Below are 19,095 nucleotides of genomic sequence, written 5' to 3'. Positions count from 1 at the left end.
GCATCACGACAGGGCCGGACGGCGCAGCCTGCTGCCCCAGCCCTGTTGCATGCCGGCCGCCGCCAGCAGGATCGCCGCCACACCCAGCCATTGCAAAGGCTCCAGACGGTGACCGAAGGCGAACCAGTCGACGAAGATCGCCGCGATCGGGTAAATGAACGACAGCGCCCCGGTCACCGCTGTGGGCAGGCGCTGGATGGCGCTGTACAGCAACACGTACATCACGCCGGTGTGCACCATGCCCAGGGTCACCAGGCTGGCCCAGGCTTCGCCCTGTTGAGGCAAGGCCGCGAAGTTGGCCCAGGGCGCCAGCAGCAACACGCCGGTGCTGACCTGGATCAGCGCGATCAGGTGCGGTGGAGTACCGGTCAGGCGCTTGATGATCAACGCCGCGATGGCGTACAGCAGTGCCGCCCCCAACGCCAGCGCAATGCCCAGCAAGTATTCATCGCCCCCTTGTTCCTGAGTGCCGTGGGCACTGACGATCGCCAGCATGCCGAGGAACGACAAGGCCAGCCAGGCCAGTTTCTGCACAGTGATCTTTTCCCCGAGAAACAGCGCCGCCAACCCCACCAGCATGAACGGCTGAATGTTGTACACCGCCGTGCCGATAGCAATCGACGCCCGAGAGTAAGAAGCGAACAACAGCACCCAGTTGCCGACGATCGCCACCCCACTGATCACCGCCAGCCCAAAAGTGGCGCGGCTGAGGATGCCGCGACGCAGGAAGCCGAAGCCGGCGCAGATCAGCAGCAAGGTGACGGCGCCAAACACGCAGCGCCAGAACACCACATCCAGCACCGGCAAGCCGGAAACCAGCACGAACCATCCGATGGTCCCGGAAATCAGCATGGCGGCGGTCATTTCCAGCGAACCGCGACGTAAGGTCTTGTCCATCTTCAGGCTCCTTCAGCAAGTGAGCACAGTATGCCGAGGCCACTGACCGCTTCTCCATGGCATGAAAAAGGCTAAACTGCCTTTCGACCTTTTTTATCAAGGCAACCTGGCGGATTTGCCTAACGGAGCTGAAATGACTGACGACATCGACCAGATCCTCATCGGCGCCCTGATGGAAGACTCACGGCGCTCCCTCAAGGCCCTGGCGAACCTGAGCGGGCTGTCCTCCCCCAGCGTCGCCGAGCGGCTTCGGCGCCTGGAGGAACGCGGCGTGCTCAGGGGCTACACCGTCGAGGTGGACCCGAAGAGCTTTGGCTATCAGCTACAGGCCATCGTGCGTATTCGCCCGCTGCCGGGGCAGTTGCAGGAGGTGGAGCGTCAGATCCAGGCCATCGCCGAGTTCACCGAATGCGACAAGGTGACCGGCGACGACTGCTTCATCGCCCGCCTCCATGTGCGCTCGATGGAACAGCTCGACACCTTGCTGGACAAGCTCAATGTTCACGCCGAGACCAATACGGCCATCGTCAAGAAGACGCCGGTCAAGCGGCGGTTGCCGCCGATGGCGTGAACGAAAAAAGCCGGCCTCGGGTGGTCCGAGGCCGGTAAGGGGCGTTACTCGAGCTCTTCCAGTTCGGGACTGCGTTGCACTTTGTGCACTTCGTCCTCAGGCGCATTGCTCGCCTTGATCAGCTTGAGCGTCTGGAGCTTGGTGCAGGCATTGACGCCATCGGCATAGACGCCGCTGTGGTTGCACTTCCAGTCATAGAAGTTGGCCAGGGCCCCGGACAGTTGCAGGCTGTAGTCGGTGCTTTGCGTGCCTGGACTGAACGGCTGGCCGGCCGGGATGTTCTGGAACCACTTCATCCACTCGTCACCGCCCACCGGGGGCGGGTTGGCCTGGAACGTAGGGTTCATGAGCGCCAGTTGCTGGTACTCGGCCGTCATGTGGCAACTCAGGCAAGACGCCTGCGGATTGTCCACCGGCCCGTTGAGCCGTCCGTTCCAACCCAGGTGGGTCGGTGGCAGTTCCTGGGTGTTGGCATTGATCGCAGTCTGCTTCAAGGCCGGGTTGATCTTGGTCTCCACCGGTTTGGGATTGGTGAAGTCGTTGCCGGTCTCCTTGGGATCATTGCCCCACATGATCCCCACCGGCACCAGGTTGTTCCAGTTCGCCTTGCCGGTCACGGCGCCGTTGTATTGGAAGGTGCCGAACAGCCAGCCGGTGTCGCTGACGCGGGTATCACGCACGGCGATGTCCATCTGGATCAGCGCGACCTGGGTGACGGACCGGTCGGTCGAGGTGAAGGTTTCAGTGGTGTAGGCTTTCCACAGCAGTGGGTTCGCCAGGAACGGCACCGTCTTGACGTCTATGTCAGCGAACAGCGCCTTGCACACCACCGTGCCGTTGGGGAAGCTCTTGGGTTTGGAGGTGTAGCTCGGATCCGGGTTGTCGGGGTCCTTCCAGACCTGGCCGATGGTGTAGGCGCCTATGTCGTTATAGATCCCCACCGCGTAGGTTTGCCCGCTGTCGGTCTGGGTACTTGCCAGCTGCCCGGGCTGGATCGGTGCCTCCTTGGTCAGCCCGCTGATGCCTTCACGACCATTGGGGCCGTAATGCTGCCAAGGCATGTGATACCAGCGGCGAATCTTGTTTTTTTGCACCTTCCAGCCGATTTCGGTATTGCCTTCCAGGCAGTACTTTTTCACCTCCTCCATGTAGGGACGCCAGGTTTCGAAGTCATTGGAGAATGTCTTGGGCAAATGCTGGAAGAATGCCGGCATCGAGGAAGCACCTGGCGGCGCCTTCGGGTAATCCTGACTGAGCTGGAACGGCGGTCCGGAATATTCGCTCTTGGGCGGGGCGTAGCCGAAATCGGGGAAGACTCCGGCGTGGACGCTGGCGGTGAACAGTGCACCCGTCAGGGCCAGCAACGCAACGATCTTTCCTTGAGGCTGGTTCATCAATATCTCCTTATAGGGAAACGCCTGCTGCCGCATCGGATTCCTGGCCGATGTGCAGGGCTTCCTTCTGTTATCAGGCTGCAGCACGATGCCGAAAACCTGTTCACGGTCCTACGGAGTCGACGTGATAAGCCTCCCTGCCCCAACAGACAGCCACGAGCAGACCGCGCTCGATGGCCAGATACGTGATGGGGAAAATGTCAGGCAGGTCACTCGGCGATCCACTTCTTGCCTCCCATGGCACTACGCTTCCATGTCCATAGGTGTAGATCATTTATCCAAAGTCGCCATCATGGTGGCGCTTTTTTACGGCAATTGGCCATGATGGGATGCATCGTAGGCGAGAAAACCACCGAGGCGTTTTTTGGAAGGGTACTCACGTGCCTGGTGCGGCCTCGTCAACGGCACAGCTGCCGCAGGGATAAACCATCGCTCGCGCGCCCTCACCCGTCGCCAGCCATCGCTCACTGACACTCAACAAGCGCGCCAAATGGGAGAGCCTCGCCTGAGGTACACCCCGGGCGCACCAGTTCGCCAGGCATTGGGGGCTGACCTCAAGCACCTCGGCGAAACCCGCGCTGGAGATGGCGTAGTCTTCGAGCGTAGCTCTCAAGCGTTGTCCGCCCGCACGCCGGGTTGAGGGTGATTGTCTGCACGACTTCGCACGCCGAGCGCTGGTCATTTGTCAGGCTCGCCTCCTTGCCATTCGATGAGCGCGGCAGAATCAGGTATTGGGGGTGGGCTGGGTAGGCATGGAAACGTGTCTTTCAGCGCAAAAGGAATAGGCCTACCGGTAGAAGGTAAAACACCTACAGACATGGCCCAATATAGGGACTACTGGAAGCGATGCACCGCTCTCACGAGTTACCTCCACAAGAAGCCGGGGCTGGAGCCAGGACAGGCATGTCAATCTGCGGGCAAGAAAAAGCCCGCCGAAGCGGGCTTTTTCTCACTCATCGAGCGGCATTGGATCAGTCGTCGCGGCCCATCAGGCCGAACAGCTGGAGCAGGCTGACGAACAGGTTGTAGATCGATACATACAGGCTGATGGTCGCCATGATGTAGTTACGCTCGCCGCCGTGGATGATCGCGCTGGTCTGATACAGGATGCAGACCGACGAGAACAGTACGAAGCCGGCGCTGATCGCCAGTTGCAGGCCGCTGATCTGGAAGAAGAAGCTGGCCACGACCGCACCCAGCAAGACGAAGAAACCGGCGGTGATGAAGCCGCTCAGGAAGCTCATATCCTTGCGGGAGATCAGCACGTAGGCCGACAGGCCGCCGAACACCAGCGCGGTCATTGCGAAGGCCGAGCTGACCACCTCGGCGCCGCCCTGCATCTGCAGGTAGCGGTTGAGGATCGGGCCGAGCAGGAAGCCCATGAAGCCGGTCAGGACAAACGCCGACACCAGGCCCCAGGCCGAATCACGGAGCTTGTTGGTGAGGAAGAAAAGGCCGTAGAAACCGATCAGCACCACGAAGATGTTCGGGTAACCCACCCGCATCTGCTGGGCGACGTAGGCCATCACACCGCTGAAGGCGAGTGTGAGTGCCAGCAGGCCATATGTGTTGCGCAGGACGCGGCTAACTTCTAGCTGCTCAGCCTGCACGCTGTTGTTCACTGCGTAATCCTGTTCGCGCATGGCGACACTCCTCCGGTTCTGAAACATTCAGTGGCAAGGATAATAACAGACGCTCTGTAACAAGCTACGTAGAGAGTTTGACAGTGTGTTTCATTCGGGTATTATGGCGCCCGCAACGCAGTACGGAGGTGTGGCCGAGTGGTTTAAGGCAACGGTCTTGAAAACCGTCGACTGTAACAGGTCCATGAGTTCGAATCCCATCGCCTCCGCCATTTCATGTACGAAAGAGCCCTGATCATTCAGGGCTTTTTTGTGCCTGGCGTTCTGGGTAAACCGCCGACAAACAGGACGCCGGCCCCCACTTATGCGCTATCGCCCACCCACGTGATCAAGGAAAGAAAAGTGACCAGCAAAACCATCGGTTCTCTTGTTGCCGCCCTCATCGGCGTCGTCCTGTTATGCGTCTTCTTTGGCAGTTGGTACACGGTCGACGAAACCGAACGCGGCGTGCTGCTGCGCAACGGTGCGCTGGTCGGCGTGGTGGAACCGGGGCTGTCGTTCAAGACCCCCTTCATCGAATCGGTGCGCCTGATCAGCGTACAGAGCCAGGTCACCGCTTATGAAGACCTCCAGGCCTACAGCAAGGACCAGCAGTCCGCGCAATTGAAGGTATCGGTCTCCTGGCACATCGCGCCCTCCGATGTGGCCAAGGTCTACACCCAGTTCAAGGACCTCGAAGGCATCCGCGACCGCATGATCAGTCGCCAGGTGCCGACCCAGGTAGAAAACGTGTTCGGCAAGTTCAACGCCGTGGCCGCCGTGCAGAACCGTGTCCAGTTGGTCAACGACATTTCCACGGCGATCAAGTCGACCATCACCGGACCAGTGATCATCGACAGCGTCCAGGTCGAGAACATCGACTTCAGCGATGCCTACGAAAAGGCCATCGAAGCGCGCATGGCGGCGGAAGTCCAGGTCAAGACCCGCGAACAGCAACTCGCCACCGAACAGGTCCAGGCGCAGATTCGCGTGACCCAGGCCCAGGCAGAAGCCGATTCGCAAGTCGCCCAGGCCAAGGCGGATGCACTTGCCACCGAACTGCGCGGTAAGGCCGAAGCCGAGGCCATCAAGGCTCGGGCGCAAGCGCTTGCCAGCAACCAGAACCTGGTGGAGCTGACCAAGGCCGAACGCTGGAATGGCGTCCTGCCAACCACCGTGGTGCCCAACGGCGCCCTGCCCTTCATCGACATCAAGTAACGCCTGCGGCGCGGTCTGTCCTGGCCGCGCCTGCTCCCTCCCGCTGCGTACCCGTCGCCCACAACCCCCCCCTGATTAACGCTACACTCACCCACACTGTTCACCGTTAGCAGGGAGCTCAACGTGTATCCAGGCAAACACAGCTTATCCCTCCAGCCGTCCTCCCGCCCCACTGCCCACCGCGCCGACTGGCCTCGCGAACCCTCTTCACGCCTCGGCCACTCCCCGACGCCTTCGACAAGCGCCCTGAACAGGAGAGCAGCGTGACCACCTTTATCGCGAAATATAAATGGCCGGCGTTGCTGGCCCTGGCGCTGTTTGTTTTTTCTGCCCTGATATTCTTTCTGATCAAGTCCTACACCTACGACTCATCGACCTACTTCGAGTCCCGTGACTTCATTCGCCAGCTCAAACAGGCCGATGCCAACTGGAACAGCAAAATCCTGAGGAAGAAAATCGGCGTCAACAACAACCTGTCGCTGACTCCACCGCCTGAAGCGAACAGCCGCTGGGAGCAGTTGGAGCGCCTCAACAGCACCGGCCCGCTGGCGAATCTCTGGGCATCCAGACGCCAGGGCTACGTGGATGCCGTCAGGAACAAGACCCTGCTGGTGGAGCAATTCCAGCAACACAACGCCCAACTGCGCAACGCCCTCGATGCATTGCCGACAGCCGAGGACGATATCCAGGCCCTGCTCAAGGATATGAACATCGAGAGCCCGACGGAACGCCTGACCGCCGCGTCCAACATCCTGGAGCTGACCCTGACGACCTTGGAGTACGCGCTTTACGTCACCGCGGACAAAGCCAACGAGCTGCAGAGCCAACTCACAGCACTGGACACCTACATCGACCGACTGCCTTTGCAACATCGATCGGCCTTCATCACGTTGACAGGGCACGTCAATGCCATCGTCCAGGAACAACCGATCGTCAATGACCTGCTCGACCGCATCAGCGTCATCCCGGTAGCGCAGGAGCTGGACAACATCAATGAGCTGCTCAACGAGACACAACGCCGGACAGCCGCGACGGACCGCCAATACCATATCTACCTCGCCATGTGCGCCAGCCTGATGGCGATCCTGATGATCTACCTGGCCGTGCGCCTGGTACGCAGCGCCGCCGTGATCAACCAGATCAACCAGGCCCTGCAAACGTCCAACGAACGCCTGGAAGAACGGGTGCAGGAACGCACTCGCGAGCTGAAAGAAGCCGAGCGCGAGTTGATGGACGCCGCGCGGATGGCGGGTATGGCCGAGATCGCGACGAACGTCCTGCACAATGTCGGGAACGTGCTCAATAGCGTGAATATTTCGGCGGAACTGGTGACCCGCAAGTTGAAGAACAGCAAGACATTGGGGTTGGGCAAGGCGGTCAAGATGATGAATGAACACACCGACGACCTTGGCCGTTTCATCACCGAAGATGAAAAGGGCAAATTGCTGCCGCGTTACTTCAATGAGCTGGTCGAGTCCATCGGGAACGAGCAGGCGTTGCTGGTCGACGAGCTGGCGCAGTTGACCAAGAGCATCGATCACATCAAGGAAATCGTCACCACTCAACAAACCTACGCCGGAGCGGCCAGGCTGGTCGAACCCCTCCACGTCACCGACTTGTTCGAGGACGCCTTGCGCATGAACTCGGGCGCCCTGAGCCGGCACCACGTCACGGTGATCAAGGACTACCAGGACACGCCCACGATCCTGGGGGACAAGCACCGGCTGTTGCTGATCCTGATCAACCTCATCAGCAACGCCAAGTTCGCCATGTCGCACATTTCCGAGCCACGGGAAATGACCCTGGGCCTCCGCATCCTGGCCCCCGGCACCCTGAGCTTCAGTGTCAAGGATTGCGGCGAGGGCATTGCCCCCGAGAATCTGGCGCGCATCTTCAACCACGGGTTCACTACCCGCAAGGATGGCCACGGGTTCGGCTTGCACAGTTGCGCGCTGGCGGCGGTGGAAATGAATGGGCGCCTGCATGTCCACAGTGACGGGCCGGGCCAGGGTGCCTTGTTCACCCTGGAGATTCCCCTGGAACTGCCGCCGCACTGATCTGTGTCGAGCTTGCTCCCGCCGGACTGCGCAGCAGCCCTCTATGCCCCGTCAATGGGCATCCGAATCCCACAGCCAGTCCCACAAACCGGGCAGGTGCACCGGCTGGCCGCTGTTGCGCACCGTACGCGCCAACGCTGCTCGCTCCAGCGCCTGGTGGTCATCATAGAAAGGCTTGGCGTCGGTCCTCACACCGGTTTCCCTGGCACTGTCGAGCAGGATTTGCAGGTACTCGCGGGCATGGCGGGCGGTATAGCGGTTGATGTCGTGAAACGTCACCACCACCGGAATCACCCCGTCCACCGCCGGCAACTGCCCGGCGGCGATGCGCTCGCGCACTTCGGAGAGCTGGCGGACCAGGTTTATACGCCGTCGCGGGCTGGCCGTGATGCCCCAGACCTTGCCATCGTTGGCGCTCAGGTCGGTCAACAGCACGTGCATGCCATGGCGCTGGTAGGCGGCAAAGGTTCGCCGGTCGTAGCTCCAGAACGGTGGCCTCACCAGGCTCGGTGTCGCACCGCTGATGCCGGCAATATCGTTGCCGCCGTCGACGAGCGACTGCTCCAACTCATCAGGGCTCAGGAAGCGGTGATTGGTGTGCCAGTGCGTCGCCGTGTGGAAGGCCAACACGTGGCCTTCGCGCTGTTCACGGTGCATCACCGAGCGCCCGATATGACTGTTGCCCGCCCGTGCCGCCCGGGTCTGCAGGAAAAACACCGCCTTGATCCCGGGTTGCACGGGGTTCTGAGCCAGGGCGTCGAGCACCTCCTGGCTGGGGTTCCAGAACGACGAAGCACTGGGGCCATCATCAAAGGTCAGGAGGAAGCGGATCGGTGGCTGTTCACGCAAGCGCTGCTCGGTTTGCGGGGTCAGTTCGATGGGCGGGCCGATGCATCCCGACACACCGACGGCGAGGCCTGCAATGACCAGCGCCCTGGCGATGATGTTCATGTTTTGCCTTAAAGAGTAATACCGCACTGCCCTGCCTTGAATCCCTGGCCCACGGTGACGAAGCTCACCTTGGAGAAGGTTAACCGGGTTTGGTTCCAGGCCGCGAGTACTGTGCGCTTGCCCCTGGTTGCTTGGGTGGCATGCGCGGCTGGCCGGTCCCAATTTGACCGTCTGGAAATCCGATGGAATTTTCCGCGCGACGCCGTATCCATCCGTATAGGACTAATTAGGGAGGATTTATGGGCGGGCCATCGCTTTACATCATCGACTACATGCTCCATGGCGAGCCTAAGTCATTCATCATCCGCGCCGAGGTGATGAATAACTCCGAAGCTTGGCATTGGGCCAGTTGCGATGCGGGTGTCGGGCGTATACCCAAGTTTGGACGGGAAAAGGTCAAGCGGGTGTCAAAACCCATGGCGGAAAAGTACGGCATCACTGACGTACACTGGCGCGCAAGCGTCGCGCCCACTTGGGTCAAGGAGTCCGGCTGATTCAATGAACCTGTACACCGGCGCACCGACTGTCCAGCCGGGCGCCGGATTTCGACAGATCCGCAATAACTCGACTACGCTCAATGAACGGTACGACCCGCCTCCCTGGCGGGTTTGCTGCTGCCCATCCACTTTGTATGGAGGTGTGACATGTCGGAAAAAGAGTCCATCACCACCCTGCTCACCCTGCTCGAATCTCGCCAGGCACGCCTGACGGCGGCCTGCAAGGAAATCGCCGACTGGGTCGACCACCAGGGCGGGCATCCCGCCGCCGTGCGGATCCGCGACCGGCTCAACGAGATCGACAAGGACGCCCCGTCGATCCAGAGCGCGCTGACGTCCCTCAAGCCCGTCGAACGGCCATTGCCGAAATTTCGCTGAGAGGCTTTTCTTGCAACGCGCCATGGGACGGTGACCCACCCGAGGCCGCCGACATTGCCGTGACTGGGCGTGCCGTACGCTACCCTTTGCTGTGCTCCGGCGACGACGGGCCTTCCTTGATCCCCCGTGGCCCGGCCACACCCCAAATAACCAGGCCCAGCACTGGCAGGATGATCAGCAGCAGCGCCCAGCCGGCCTTGGTGCCCGCCGACTTGTCGCTGCGAAACACGCTGACGATGGCCCACAGGTCCACGAGCAGCAACAGCACCGCGACGGCAATCCAGAAATAACTGGCTAATTCAGACATGGCCCAATCCTCGTGATGTCCGTGTAAGGGATTAGGCACAACGGCACAGGGTCCGTTCAAACAATCTGCCGGGCCATTCCTACAGACGCTCGTTCAGATAGGCCACCCAGCGCTCATAGGCTTCATGCTGGCGCTGGACTGCTGCGTCCCAGGCCGATCCAGCCATCTGATGGGCACCAATGAGCGACATCATTTCAGATGTGGCCGTGTCGAGTTCTACCAGCAGTTCTTGGGACCTGACTTTAAAGTCTTCGACAGTGGTCATCTCTTCTCTCTCCCCTGTGCGTGGGGTCGGTATCCACAACATGGATGCCTTTTTTTCAATCTGATTCATTTTAGGCGATGACCGGTCGATAGGCAGATAAGGGCCTCGGCGGAGAAATTGAAGTTAAACGTTTCCCGCCTGGCCGCGGTCAACTGAACAGCCCCCAAAAGGCCACTACGCGATGTCAGATTCAAATATTTCAGTTATATTTCAGTTTAATGACAGTCACTGATTGAGCAGGCCATGAAGATACGAGCGACCGTCATCTGCGAGGAAGACCGCCACGTTTTGTTGGTGCGTAAACCCAACAGTCGATGGGCCCTACCGGGCGGCACGGTCGAGCGCGGTGAAACCCACGCCAGCGCCGCCATCCGGGAACTTGCCGAAGAAACCGGGCTGGACGCCGAGAACCTGCTCTACCTGATGCGCCTCAGCGATGGCGACACCGTACACCACGTGTTTGAAGCCTCGGTGGCCGACCTGCGCGCCGCCCGGCCACAGAATGAAATCAGCGACTGCCTCTGGCAGCCTTTGGACGCGGTGGCTCACTTGCAGATGAAAAAGGGCACCCGGGAGATCCTCGAGGCGTTTCGGCGGCGGTTGTAGCGAGCGGTTGCACGCATGAGGCGCAAACAAAAAGGGTTGCATGAAGTAGTTCATGCAACCCTTTGTTTTTTCAGTCTTTCCGAATCTTTGCTGTATGGCTCAAGGGGGACAGTGTCCGCCGCCAGCGCCCATTATTACGGACCGGAAATGAACAAGGGTTTGCATTAGCTTTCGCCTGCAAACCCTTGTTTTATATGGTGCCCGAAGCCGGAATCGAACCGGCACGCCCTTACGAGCGGGGGATTTTAAGTCCCATGCGTCTACCAGTTTCGCCATTCGGGCGGTAGCGCGGTGTAGCCTTGAAAGGCTGGCAAGATGGGGATCTGCCAGGATCGAGGCGGGTGCAACAAGAGGGGGAATATATACATCCCTCCCCGGCGAAGCAAGGTTGCTCATGTCCTTTTCAAGACAAAACCTTTCCCTGCTCCGTAAACAAAAAAGCTCTGTAGATCATGGATCTACAGAGCTTTTTAAAAGTGGAGGCCGAAGTCGGAATCGAACCGGCGTAGGTGGATTTGCAATCCACTGCATAACCATTTTGCTATTCGGCCTCAAAACGTTCGATGCAATACAGCCACATCAACCGCGTACAAACCTGATCAGGAAAACAGGCTTTTTAAAAGCGCTATCTCCTTGAAAACATTGAGATTTTTTACGTCCCAGTGCGTTCGATGGGCGCAATTATGTACTCATTTCCCAAAGCTGACAACCCCTTGATTTCAAAAAAAAATTGGCGTCGAGCTGATTTCCGTGCCTGATGATTCACTCGGCGGTTGATGTCCGTGGCGAGGGAGCTTGCTCCCGCTGGGCTGCGCAGCAGACCTGTTTATGAGCGTTGCGCACTCAAGCGGGAGCAAGCTCCCACGCCACCGATCCGTCACTGACAGTCGCGGCCCAGGGTCATTGCCGGTAACATACCGGCCTCCCCCGCAACCCTTCGGCCACTCGCCGAATAAGCCGATTCCATGCCTTTTGAACTCAGCGTTGACCTCACTACCCTCGCTATCCTGATTTTTGTCGCGTTCCTTGCCGGTTTCATTGATGCCATTGCCGGCGGTGGTGGCCTGTTGACCACCCCGGCGCTGCTGACGGCGGGCCTGCCGCCGCACCTGGTCCTGGGCACCAACAAGCTGAGTTCGACCTTCGGCTCGGCCACGGCCAGTTTCACCTTCTACCGGCGCAAGCTGTTTCATCCCCGGCAATGGACCCACGCCCTGGTCGGCACGCTGATCGGGGCCTTAGTTGGGGCGGTCGTCGCCCATTACCTGCCCGCCGAATGGCTGAACAAGATGCTGCCGGTGATCGTCTTCGCCTGTGGCCTGTACCTGTTGTTTGGCGGCACGCCCAAGGCCCCGCTGGACAGCGACGCCCCGATCAAGAAGACCTGGCAAGCACCCCAAGGCTTCAGCCTGGGTTTCTACGACGGTGTCGCCGGTCCCGGTACGGGCGCGTTCTGGACGGTCAGCAGCCTGCTGCTCTACCCCATCGACCTGGTCAAGGCCAGCGGCGTGGCGCGCAGCATGAACTTCGTCAGCAACATCGCTGCGCTGTCGGTGTTCATCTTTTCCGGGCAAGTGGACTGGGTCATCGGCCTGAGCATGGGTCTGTCGGTGATGACCGGGGCGTTCTTCGGGGCTCGCACCGCCATCAGTGGCGGCGCGAAGTTCATCCGGCCGGTGTTCATCACCGTGGTGTTGGGCCTGACGGTGCGTCTAGCCTGGCAGCACTGGTTCAGCATGGCCTAGACGACGAGCCACGTAGAGGTCGATCAGGTAGCGCGCGATGGAGCGCGAGGCCGGTAGCGGTGGCAGGTTGTGCACGTTGAACCACTGGGCGTCCTCGATTTCGTCCTCCTGGGGCACGATGTCGCCACTGGCGTACTCGGCGTGGAAACCCAGCATCATCGAATGGGGGAACGGCCAGCACTGGCTGCCCACGTACTGGATGTTCTTCACCTCGACGCTGACTTCTTCGCGCACTTCGCGCACCAGGCAGTCCTCGGCGGACTCACCAGGCTCGGCGAACCCCGCCAGGGTGCTGTAGACACCGCTGACGAAACGCGGCGAACGCGCGAGCAGGACCTCATCGCCGCGAGTGATCAACACGATCATGCTCGGCGAAATCCGCGGGTAGTGGCGCAAGTCGCAGGCATCACAGTACATGGCGCGTTCCCGTGGGACCTGGCTCATGCGCTTGCCGCAACTGCCACAGAATCGATGCTCGCGGGCCCAGGTGCCGATCTGCGCCGCATAGCCCAACACCTTGTAGAGCGTGTGGTCATCCTCGAGCATGAACGCCCGCAGGCCCTTCCAGTTGCACCCTGCTATCTCCTGCGTGCTCTGCAACTCCAGCAAGTACACCGGCTCGCCATCCAGGTGACCGATACCGTGTTCGGCAAGGATCGACAGGCCCTGGCGCTTGAGCCATTCGCGGGGAAACAGTGCGCCGTTGTCATCGAACAGAAAGCCTTCCGGGCTTCGGGCCACAGCCCAGCCGCCAGGAAGTTCGGTGTCGATTACTGCGGTGGTCCAGCGTGAAATCATGGTCAGTCAATCCAGAAATTCGGGTTTCTGTTTGCTCATATGGGCGGCCATGGCCACGCGCAGGTCGGTCGATTGCAACATGGCGGCGTTCCACGTGGCGACATACTCCAGCCCGTCGTCGATGCGGTGGTCGCGCATGTAGCTGATCATTTCCTTGGTGCCGGTCACGGCGATCGGCGACTTGGCGGCGATCTCCCGGGCAATGCCCATCACGCCGTCGAGCAAGCCGGCCGCGTCGCTGTAGACACGGTTGACCAGGCCAATGCTGCGCGCTTCGTCGGCCCCGAAGGTACGCCCCGTATAAGCGAGTTCACGCAGCATGCCGTCCCCGATGATCCGGGGCAAGCGTTGCAACGTGCCAACATCGGCGGCCATGCCGATATCGATTTCCTTGATCGAGAACTGGGCGTCCTCGGCTGCGTAGCGCATGTCGCAGGCCGCGATCAGGTCGATGGCACCGCCCAGGCAATAGCCCTGGATCGCCGCCAGCACAGGTTTGCGGCAGTTGTCGACGGCGTTGAACGAGGCTTGCAGTTGCAGGATCTTACGTCGCAACAGGCGCGCATTGCGGCCCACGTCCTTGCCCATTTCGTTGGCTACGCCAGCCAGCATCATCAGGTCTATCCCCGATGAAAAATGTTTGCCGGCCCCGCTCAGCACCACCACCCGTGCCTCGTCGGTGTCATCGATCCATTGGAAGATCTCGATGATCTCGCTCCAGAACGCGGCGTTCATCGAATTGATCTTTTCCGGCCGGTTGATCTGCACGTGGGCGATGTTGTCTGCAAGTTCGACGCTGAACGCTTGGTATTGCGACATGGCAGTGATCCTTTACCGGCTGAAAAAGAGGCCTGAACTATAACAAGCCAACGCGACGGGACGTAGGCAGTGCATCGGCCAAAAGCGGGACTTGCCGGTTATCATGAGGATCAACCTGTGGCGAGGGAGCTTGCTCCCGCTGGGCTGCGCAGCGGCCCCATTTTTTGAGTGCTTCGCACTCAGGCATGAGCAAGCTCCCTCGCCACAGGCTAATTAATCAACCTTGTCAGTCGCCTCCAGCCGCCCGTCCCACCCTCCACCCAGCGCGGCAATCAACTGCACGCTGGCGATCAGGCGGCTCTGCTGCAGGCTCAGCACGCTACGCTCATTGCTCAAGGCGGTGGCCTGGACAGTCACCACATCCAGGTACGCGATCAACCCGGCCTTGTACTGGTTCTGGGTCAGGCGCAAGGACTCGCGGGCGGCGTCGAGGGCCTCCTGGCGCACACGCGCCTCATCTTCCAGCACCTTGAGCTGGATCATGTAGTTCTCCACCTCACGAAAGCCGTCGAGCACGGTCTGGCGATAAGTGGCGACGGTCTGGTCGTAGGCGGCGACGCTGCGGTCGACTTCCGCCGAGCGCTGGCCGCCGTCGAACAGGGTCATGGCCAGTTGCGGCCCAACCGACCAGAAACGGTTCGGCACGCTGACCCAGTTGTCATAGGTACTGCTGCTGTAGCCACCGCTGAGGCTCAAGGTCAGGTCCGGGTAATAAGCCGCCTTGGCCACGCCGATATTGGCGTTGGCGGCCATCACCGAGCGCTCGGCCGAGGCGATGTCCGGCCGGCGCTCGAGCAGTTGCGAGGGCAGCGCCACCGGGATTTGCGGCAGCGCCGGGACCTCCTGGGTCTCGGCCAGGTTGAACTCGGCCGGCGGCAGGCCCATCAACACGGCGATGGCGTTTTCGAACTGGGCCCGCTGCCAGATCAGGTCGATCAGGTCGCCCTGGGTGGTCTTGAGCTGGTTCTGGGCCTGGGCTACCGCGTCCCTGCCGGAAACGCCGGCGCGGTATTGGTTCTCGGTCATTTTCAGCGAGCGCTGATAGTTGTCGACGGTGCTTTGCAGCAAACGCTTCTGTTGATCGAGAACCCGCAGTTGCAGGTAATTCTGCACCAGCTCCGACTGCTGGCTCAGGCGCATGGCGGCGAGGTCGGCAAAGCTGGCCTGGGCGCTCGTCTCGTCGGCTTCGAGGGTACGCCGCAGCTTGCCCCAGACGTCCGCCTCCCAACTGACGCCCGCCTGGGCGTTGTAGGTGTCGCGGATGCCACTGGAGGAACTGCTCAGGCTCGAACTGCTGCTGCCGGTGCCCTGGCTGGAGCGGGTCTTGCCCACAGTCAGGTCCATGCTCGGAAAAAACGCGCCCCGGGCACTGCGCACCAAAGCCCGGGCCTGGCGGTATTGCGCCTCGGCCTGGGCCACGGTCTGGTTGGAGGTATTGAGCGTTTCCACCAGGCCGTTGAGCTGCGTATCGCCGTACAACTCCCACCAGGCGCCTCGGGCCAAGGCGTCGCTGGGATTGGCCTGGCGCCAGCCCTGGGCCTGTTTGTACTGCGCTGGCGCGGCGGCCGACGGGCGCTGGTAGTCCGGGCCGATGGCGCAGGCACTGAGCATCGCCACGCACAGCGCCAGGCTCAGTCCCCGTGACCCACGGGCGGTCGCCAACACGGTGGCAAGATGGAAAGGCGAACGATCGGTCATAGCGGAGTTTCCAGGGCAGCATCAGTGCGCACGCCGCGCCAGCGGTTGAAGCGATGGCGCAACTTATCAAGATAGAGGTACACCACCGGCGTGGTGTAGAGGGTCAGGACCTGGCTGAACACCAGCCCGCCAATGATGGTCAGGCCCAGCGGCTGGCGCATTTCCGCGCCTTCGGCATTGCCGAGCAACAGCGGCAAGGCCCCCAGGATCGCCGCCAGGGTGGTCATCAGGATCGGCCGCAAGCGCAGCAGGCAGGCACTGCGGATCGATTCAAGCGGCGATTGGCCGCCTCGCTCCAGTTGCAGCGCCAGGTCGATCATCAGGATCGCGTTTTTCTTCACCACACCGATCAGCAGGAACAGCCCCAGCAGTGAAATCAGGCTGAACTCGCTGCCCAGCGCATAGATCGACAGCAACGCGCCGACCCCGGCCGATGGCAGCGTCGAGAGGATGGTCAGCGGGTGGATGTAGCTCTCGTACAGCACGCCCAACACCAGGTAGACCGCCAACAATGCCCCGAGAATCATGAACGGCTGGCTCTTCTGGGTCGCCGCGAATGCGTCGGCGGTGCCGGCCATTTTCACGATGACGTCTTCGGGCATGCCGAGCTTGGCAATGGCGCGCTCGATGGCGGCGCTGCCCTGCTCCACCGTCACGCCCTCGGCCATGTCGAACGAAATGCTCTCGGAGGCGAACTGGCCTTCATGGCTGACCCGGTCGTCCTCCAGGCTGTTCTCGTAATGGGCAATGGTCGACAGTGGCACGCGCGCGCCGTCGGCCGTGATCACCTGGACTTGCTCCAGGGTGCTCGGGTCCTGGGCGTACTTGGGATTGACCTCCATCACCACCTGGTACTGGTTGAGGCTGTCGTAGATGGTGGAGATCTGCCGTTGGCTGTAGGCGTTGTTAAGCACCGCCGTGACCATGTTCATGTCGATGCCCAGGCGCTTGGCCTGGTCGCGGTCCACCACCAGTGTCACTTGCTGCGCCCCGCCACCGTCGCGCGCGTCGATGGCGGTCAGCTCCGGCAAGGCACGGAACGCCGCCGTGACCTTGGGGTACCACTCGCGCAGGGACGCCAGGTCGGCACTTTGCAGGATGTAGGAATACTGCGAGGTGGTCTGCTCGCGCCCGCCGCCGAACTGCAGGTCCTGGTCGGCCATCAACATGAGCTGGGCACCAGGAACCTTGGGCATTTCCTTGCGCAGGCGCTCGATGACTTTCTGCGCGGAAATCTCCCGGTCCTTGATCGGCTTGAGGCGCACCAGCATGAAGGCATTGTTGGTGCCGTTGTTGCCGCCAATGAAGCCGGCGACGCTCTGCACCGCATCATCCTTGAGCACCGCACGCCGGAAGATTTCCATCTTCGGTTGCATCACGTTGAACGACAGCCCGTCATCGCCGCGTACGAAACCGATCAACTGGCCGGTGTCCTGCTGCGGCATGAAGGTCTTCGGCACCACCACGTACAACGCCACGTTCACCCCGATGGTCACCAACAGGCTGAGCAAGGTCAGGCGGCGATGGCGCAGGACCCAGTCCAGGCTGGTGGCGTAGCCACGCACCATGCGCTCGTTGAGCCGCTGGCTCCAGCGTTGCAAGCGATTTTCCTGGCCCGGCACGTGCGGCTTGAGCCAGCGGGCGCAGAGCATTGGCGTGAGCGTCAGCGAAACCACCAGCGAGACCACGATGGACGCGGCCAGGGTGATGGAGAACTCGCGGAACAAGCTCTCGATGATCCCGCCCATGAATAGGATCGACAGGAACACCGCCACCAGGGAGACGTTCATCGACAGCAGGGTAAACCCGACTTCACTCGCCCCCAGGTAGGCCGCCTTCATCGGCGCCACGCCCTCGTCGATGTGCCGGGAAATGTTCTCCAGCACCACGATGGCATCGTCCACCACCAGCCCGGTGGCAAGGATCAGCGCCATCAGCGACAAGTTGTTCAACGAAAAGCCGTACAGGTACATCACCGCGAACGTGCCCACCAGCGACACCGGTACCGCCAGGGTCGGGATCAGCGAAGCACGGAAGTTGCCGAGGAACAGGAACACCACCAGCACCACCAGGGCCACGGCGATCAGCAGGGTCATTTCCGCTTCATGCAAGGTCGCCTTGATCACCGGCGAGCGGTCCATCGCCAGGTTCAGCTTGACGCTGGCCGGCAGCACCGCCTGCAACGCCGGCAACTGGGCCTTGATCTCGTTGACGGTCTCGATGATGTTGGCCCCGGCCTGCCGGTTGATCACCAGCAACACCGCGGCATCGTCATTGAAGAAACCGCTGTTGTAGCGGTCCTCGACGCTGTCGGTGACTTTTGCCACGTCCTTGAGCCGCAGTACCGAGCCGTCCTGGTAACGGATGATCAGCGTTTCGTAGTCCTTGGCCTTTTCCAGCTGGTCATTGGCCTGGACCTGCCACATGCGCCGGTCGTCCTCCACCGAACCCTTGGGCCGGCGCACGTTGCTGTTGGCAATCGCGGTGCGCACGTCATCCAGGGCCACGCCGTACTGGTCCAGCGACTTGGGCTCCAATTCGATGCGCACCGCCGGCAGAGAGCTGCCGCCGATCTGCACTTCACCGACGCCCGAGACCTGGGACAGGCTCTGGGACAGGATTGTCGAGGCCAGGTCGTAGAGCTGGCCTTTCTCCAGCACGTCCGAGGTCAGCGACAGCACCATGATCGGTGCCTGGGACGGGTTGACCTTCTTGTAGGTGGGCATGCTGCGCATGCCACTGGGCAACAGGTTGCGCGAAGCATTGATCGCCGCCTGCACCTCCCGCGCCGCGCCGTTGATGTCGCGGTCCAGGTCGAATTGCAAAATGACGCGGGTGGAGCCCTGGCTGGAACGGCTGCTCATGGTGTTGACCCCGGCGATGGCGCCGAAGGAGCGTTCCAGGGGCGTTGCCACCGTCGACGCCATCACTTCCGGGCTGGCGCCCGGCAGACTGGCCTGGACGACAATCACCGGGAAATCCATCTGCGGCAGCGGCGACACCGGCAACAGGCCGAAGCACACCCCGCCGAGCAGCGTGATGGCGAAACTCAGGAGCATGGTAGCCACGGGACGGCGGATGAAGGGGCCGGAGAGGTTCATTGGGCTTGGCCCTGAGCATCAAACGACAACCGCGCTCCGCTCTTGTGGCGAGGGGATTTATCCCCGCTTGAGTGCGCAGCGCTCACAACACAGCCTGCTACGCAGCCTGACGGGGATAAATCCCCTCGCCACAAAAGGCAGCTCTGCTCCGGTCGCACACCGGTAGTCAAT

Annotated in this window: 17 protein-coding genes and 3 tRNA genes; 8 read left to right on the top strand and 12 right to left on the bottom strand. The window is 61.2% G+C overall.

Annotated elements, in window-relative coordinates:
- Positions 1-3: 3 nt before the first annotated feature.
- The gene (locus tag V5F23_RS12900) at positions 4-897 is read right to left on the bottom strand and encodes a DMT family transporter (protein ID WP_042732545.1); all 894 of its coding nucleotides are present in this window, start codon (positions 895-897) and stop codon (positions 4-6) included.
- A 133-nt stretch (positions 898-1,030) separates the two neighbouring features.
- Between V5F23_RS12900 and V5F23_RS12895 the strand changes: the two genes are divergently transcribed.
- Positions 1,031-1,468, top strand: a complete 438-nt coding sequence (locus tag V5F23_RS12895; RefSeq protein WP_042732546.1) for an Lrp/AsnC family transcriptional regulator — start codon at positions 1,031-1,033, stop codon at positions 1,466-1,468.
- Between the two features lie 44 nt (positions 1,469-1,512).
- Here the strand turns inward: V5F23_RS12895 and V5F23_RS12890 are convergent, their stop codons facing one another.
- Both V5F23_RS12890 and V5F23_RS12885 read right to left on the bottom strand, forming a co-directional pair.
- Positions 1,513-2,862 (bottom strand): hypothetical protein, encoded by a 1,350-nt coding sequence (locus tag V5F23_RS12890; RefSeq protein ID WP_042731636.1) that lies wholly within the window; start codon positions 2,860-2,862, stop codon positions 1,513-1,515.
- Positions 2,863-3,833: 971 nt separating this feature from the next.
- Positions 3,834-4,505 (bottom strand): Bax inhibitor-1/YccA family protein, encoded by a 672-nt coding sequence (locus tag V5F23_RS12885; RefSeq protein ID WP_338498647.1) that lies wholly within the window; start codon positions 4,503-4,505, stop codon positions 3,834-3,836.
- A gap of 124 nt (positions 4,506-4,629) precedes the next feature.
- Between V5F23_RS12885 and V5F23_RS12880 the strand changes: the two genes are divergently transcribed.
- From V5F23_RS12880 to V5F23_RS12870, 3 genes are all read left to right on the top strand, one after another.
- Positions 4,630-4,717, top strand: a tRNA-Ser gene (locus V5F23_RS12880).
- Between the two features lie 130 nt (positions 4,718-4,847).
- Positions 4,848-5,702, top strand: a complete 855-nt coding sequence (locus V5F23_RS12875) for a prohibitin family protein (protein WP_042731637.1) — start codon at positions 4,848-4,850, stop codon at positions 5,700-5,702.
- 263 nt (positions 5,703-5,965) lie between these two features.
- Positions 5,966-7,759, top strand: coding sequence for a DAHL domain-containing protein (locus V5F23_RS12870; RefSeq protein ID WP_338498644.1), 1,794 nt, complete (start codon positions 5,966-5,968; stop codon positions 7,757-7,759).
- A gap of 51 nt (positions 7,760-7,810) precedes the next feature.
- Here the strand turns inward: V5F23_RS12870 and V5F23_RS12865 are convergent, their stop codons facing one another.
- A complete protein-coding gene (locus tag V5F23_RS12865; RefSeq protein ID WP_053144335.1) occupies positions 7,811-8,710 on the bottom strand; it encodes a polysaccharide deacetylase family protein in 900 nt (299 codons plus the stop codon).
- 239 nt (positions 8,711-8,949) lie between these two features.
- Between V5F23_RS12865 and V5F23_RS12860 the strand changes: the two genes are divergently transcribed.
- Both V5F23_RS12860 and V5F23_RS12855 read left to right on the top strand, forming a co-directional pair.
- Positions 8,950-9,204: a DUF6555 family protein gene (locus V5F23_RS12860; protein WP_042731640.1), complete on the top strand. Its 255-nt coding sequence runs from the start codon at positions 8,950-8,952 to the stop codon at positions 9,202-9,204.
- Positions 9,205-9,354: 150 nt separating this feature from the next.
- Positions 9,355-9,585 (top strand): hypothetical protein, encoded by a 231-nt coding sequence (locus V5F23_RS12855; RefSeq protein WP_042731641.1) that lies wholly within the window; start codon positions 9,355-9,357, stop codon positions 9,583-9,585.
- A 79-nt stretch (positions 9,586-9,664) separates the two neighbouring features.
- On the opposite strand, the gene V5F23_RS12850 is transcribed toward V5F23_RS12855, so the two are convergent.
- Positions 9,665-9,892 (bottom strand): PLD nuclease N-terminal domain-containing protein, encoded by a 228-nt coding sequence (locus V5F23_RS12850; protein WP_042731642.1) that lies wholly within the window; start codon positions 9,890-9,892, stop codon positions 9,665-9,667.
- A 79-nt stretch (positions 9,893-9,971) separates the two neighbouring features.
- On the bottom strand, positions 9,972-10,157 hold the full coding sequence (locus V5F23_RS12845) for a hypothetical protein (RefSeq protein ID WP_042731644.1): 186 nt from the start codon (positions 10,155-10,157) through the stop codon (positions 9,972-9,974).
- Between the two features lie 243 nt (positions 10,158-10,400).
- On the opposite strand from V5F23_RS12845, the gene V5F23_RS12840 reads away from it, so the two are divergent.
- On the top strand, positions 10,401-10,763 hold the full coding sequence (locus V5F23_RS12840; protein ID WP_042731643.1) for an NUDIX domain-containing protein: 363 nt from the start codon (positions 10,401-10,403) through the stop codon (positions 10,761-10,763).
- Positions 10,764-10,958: 195 nt separating this feature from the next.
- Here the strand turns inward: V5F23_RS12840 and V5F23_RS12835 are convergent.
- Positions 10,959-11,045: transfer RNA gene (locus tag V5F23_RS12835), tRNA-Leu, on the bottom strand.
- Between the two features lie 195 nt (positions 11,046-11,240).
- Positions 11,241-11,314 (bottom strand) — tRNA-Cys (locus V5F23_RS12830).
- A 414-nt stretch (positions 11,315-11,728) separates the two neighbouring features.
- Between V5F23_RS12830 and V5F23_RS12825 the strand changes: the two genes are divergently transcribed.
- Positions 11,729-12,508, top strand: coding sequence for a TSUP family transporter (locus tag V5F23_RS12825; protein ID WP_053144330.1), 780 nt, complete (start codon positions 11,729-11,731; stop codon positions 12,506-12,508).
- On the opposite strand, the gene nudC is transcribed toward V5F23_RS12825, so the two are convergent.
- From nudC to V5F23_RS12805, 4 genes are all read right to left on the bottom strand, one after another.
- Positions 12,476-13,306, bottom strand: a complete 831-nt coding sequence (gene nudC / locus V5F23_RS12820; protein WP_338498638.1) for an NAD(+) diphosphatase — start codon at positions 13,304-13,306, stop codon at positions 12,476-12,478. The genes V5F23_RS12825 and nudC overlap by 33 nt on opposite strands.
- A gap of 6 nt (positions 13,307-13,312) precedes the next feature.
- Positions 13,313-14,125: a crotonase/enoyl-CoA hydratase family protein gene (locus V5F23_RS12815; RefSeq protein ID WP_042731999.1), complete on the bottom strand. Its 813-nt coding sequence runs from the start codon at positions 14,123-14,125 to the stop codon at positions 13,313-13,315.
- 213 nt (positions 14,126-14,338) lie between these two features.
- Complete coding sequence (locus V5F23_RS12810) at positions 14,339-15,823, bottom strand: efflux transporter outer membrane subunit (RefSeq protein WP_338498636.1); 1,485 nt, start codon at positions 15,821-15,823, stop codon at positions 14,339-14,341.
- A complete protein-coding gene (locus V5F23_RS12805; protein ID WP_338498633.1) occupies positions 15,820-18,924 on the bottom strand; it encodes an efflux RND transporter permease subunit in 3,105 nt (1,034 codons plus the stop codon). Before V5F23_RS12805 ends, V5F23_RS12810 begins: the two co-directional genes overlap by 4 nt.
- Positions 18,925-19,095: the final 171 nt, after the last annotated feature.

This window comes from Pseudomonas sp. WP18, from assembly GCF_036689585.1.
GTDB classification, from domain to species: domain Bacteria; phylum Pseudomonadota; class Gammaproteobacteria; order Pseudomonadales; family Pseudomonadaceae; genus Aquipseudomonas; species Aquipseudomonas chlororaphis_E.
This window is presented reverse-complemented; position numbering and strand designations above follow the sequence as displayed.

What these genes read in the sequence shown, in the direction of transcription:
- V5F23_RS12885 (WP_338498647.1), bottom strand. Translation starts at nt 4,505, where the DNA reads ATGCGCGAACAGGATTACGCAGTGAACAACAGCGTGCAGGCTGAGCAG.
- V5F23_RS12815 (WP_042731999.1), bottom strand. Translation starts at nt 14,125, where the DNA reads ATGTCGCAATACCAAGCGTTCAGCGTCGAACTTGCAGACAACATCGCC.
- V5F23_RS12810 (WP_338498636.1), bottom strand. Translation starts at nt 15,823, where the DNA reads ATGACCGATCGTTCGCCTTTCCATCTTGCCACCGTGTTGGCGACCGCC.
- V5F23_RS12900 (WP_042732545.1), bottom strand. Translation starts at nt 897, where the DNA reads ATGGACAAGACCTTACGTCGCGGTTCGCTGGAAATGACCGCCGCCATG.
- V5F23_RS12850 (WP_042731642.1), bottom strand. Translation starts at nt 9,892, where the DNA reads ATGTCTGAATTAGCCAGTTATTTCTGGATTGCCGTCGCGGTGCTGTTG.
- V5F23_RS12895 (WP_042732546.1), top strand. Translation starts at nt 1,031, where the DNA reads ATGACTGACGACATCGACCAGATCCTCATCGGCGCCCTGATGGAAGAC.
- V5F23_RS12865 (WP_053144335.1), bottom strand. Translation starts at nt 8,710, where the DNA reads ATGAACATCATCGCCAGGGCGCTGGTCATTGCAGGCCTCGCCGTCGGT.
- V5F23_RS12860 (WP_042731640.1), top strand. Translation starts at nt 8,950, where the DNA reads ATGGGCGGGCCATCGCTTTACATCATCGACTACATGCTCCATGGCGAG.
- V5F23_RS12855 (WP_042731641.1), top strand. Translation starts at nt 9,355, where the DNA reads ATGTCGGAAAAAGAGTCCATCACCACCCTGCTCACCCTGCTCGAATCT.
- V5F23_RS12845 (WP_042731644.1), bottom strand. Translation starts at nt 10,157, where the DNA reads ATGACCACTGTCGAAGACTTTAAAGTCAGGTCCCAAGAACTGCTGGTA.
- V5F23_RS12825 (WP_053144330.1), top strand. Translation starts at nt 11,729, where the DNA reads ATGCCTTTTGAACTCAGCGTTGACCTCACTACCCTCGCTATCCTGATT.
- nudC (WP_338498638.1), bottom strand. Translation starts at nt 13,306, where the DNA reads ATGATTTCACGCTGGACCACCGCAGTAATCGACACCGAACTTCCTGGC.
- V5F23_RS12805 (WP_338498633.1), bottom strand. Translation starts at nt 18,924, where the DNA reads ATGAACCTCTCCGGCCCCTTCATCCGCCGTCCCGTGGCTACCATGCTC.
- V5F23_RS12840 (WP_042731643.1), top strand. Translation starts at nt 10,401, where the DNA reads ATGAAGATACGAGCGACCGTCATCTGCGAGGAAGACCGCCACGTTTTG.
- V5F23_RS12890 (WP_042731636.1), bottom strand. Translation starts at nt 2,862, where the DNA reads ATGAACCAGCCTCAAGGAAAGATCGTTGCGTTGCTGGCCCTGACGGGT.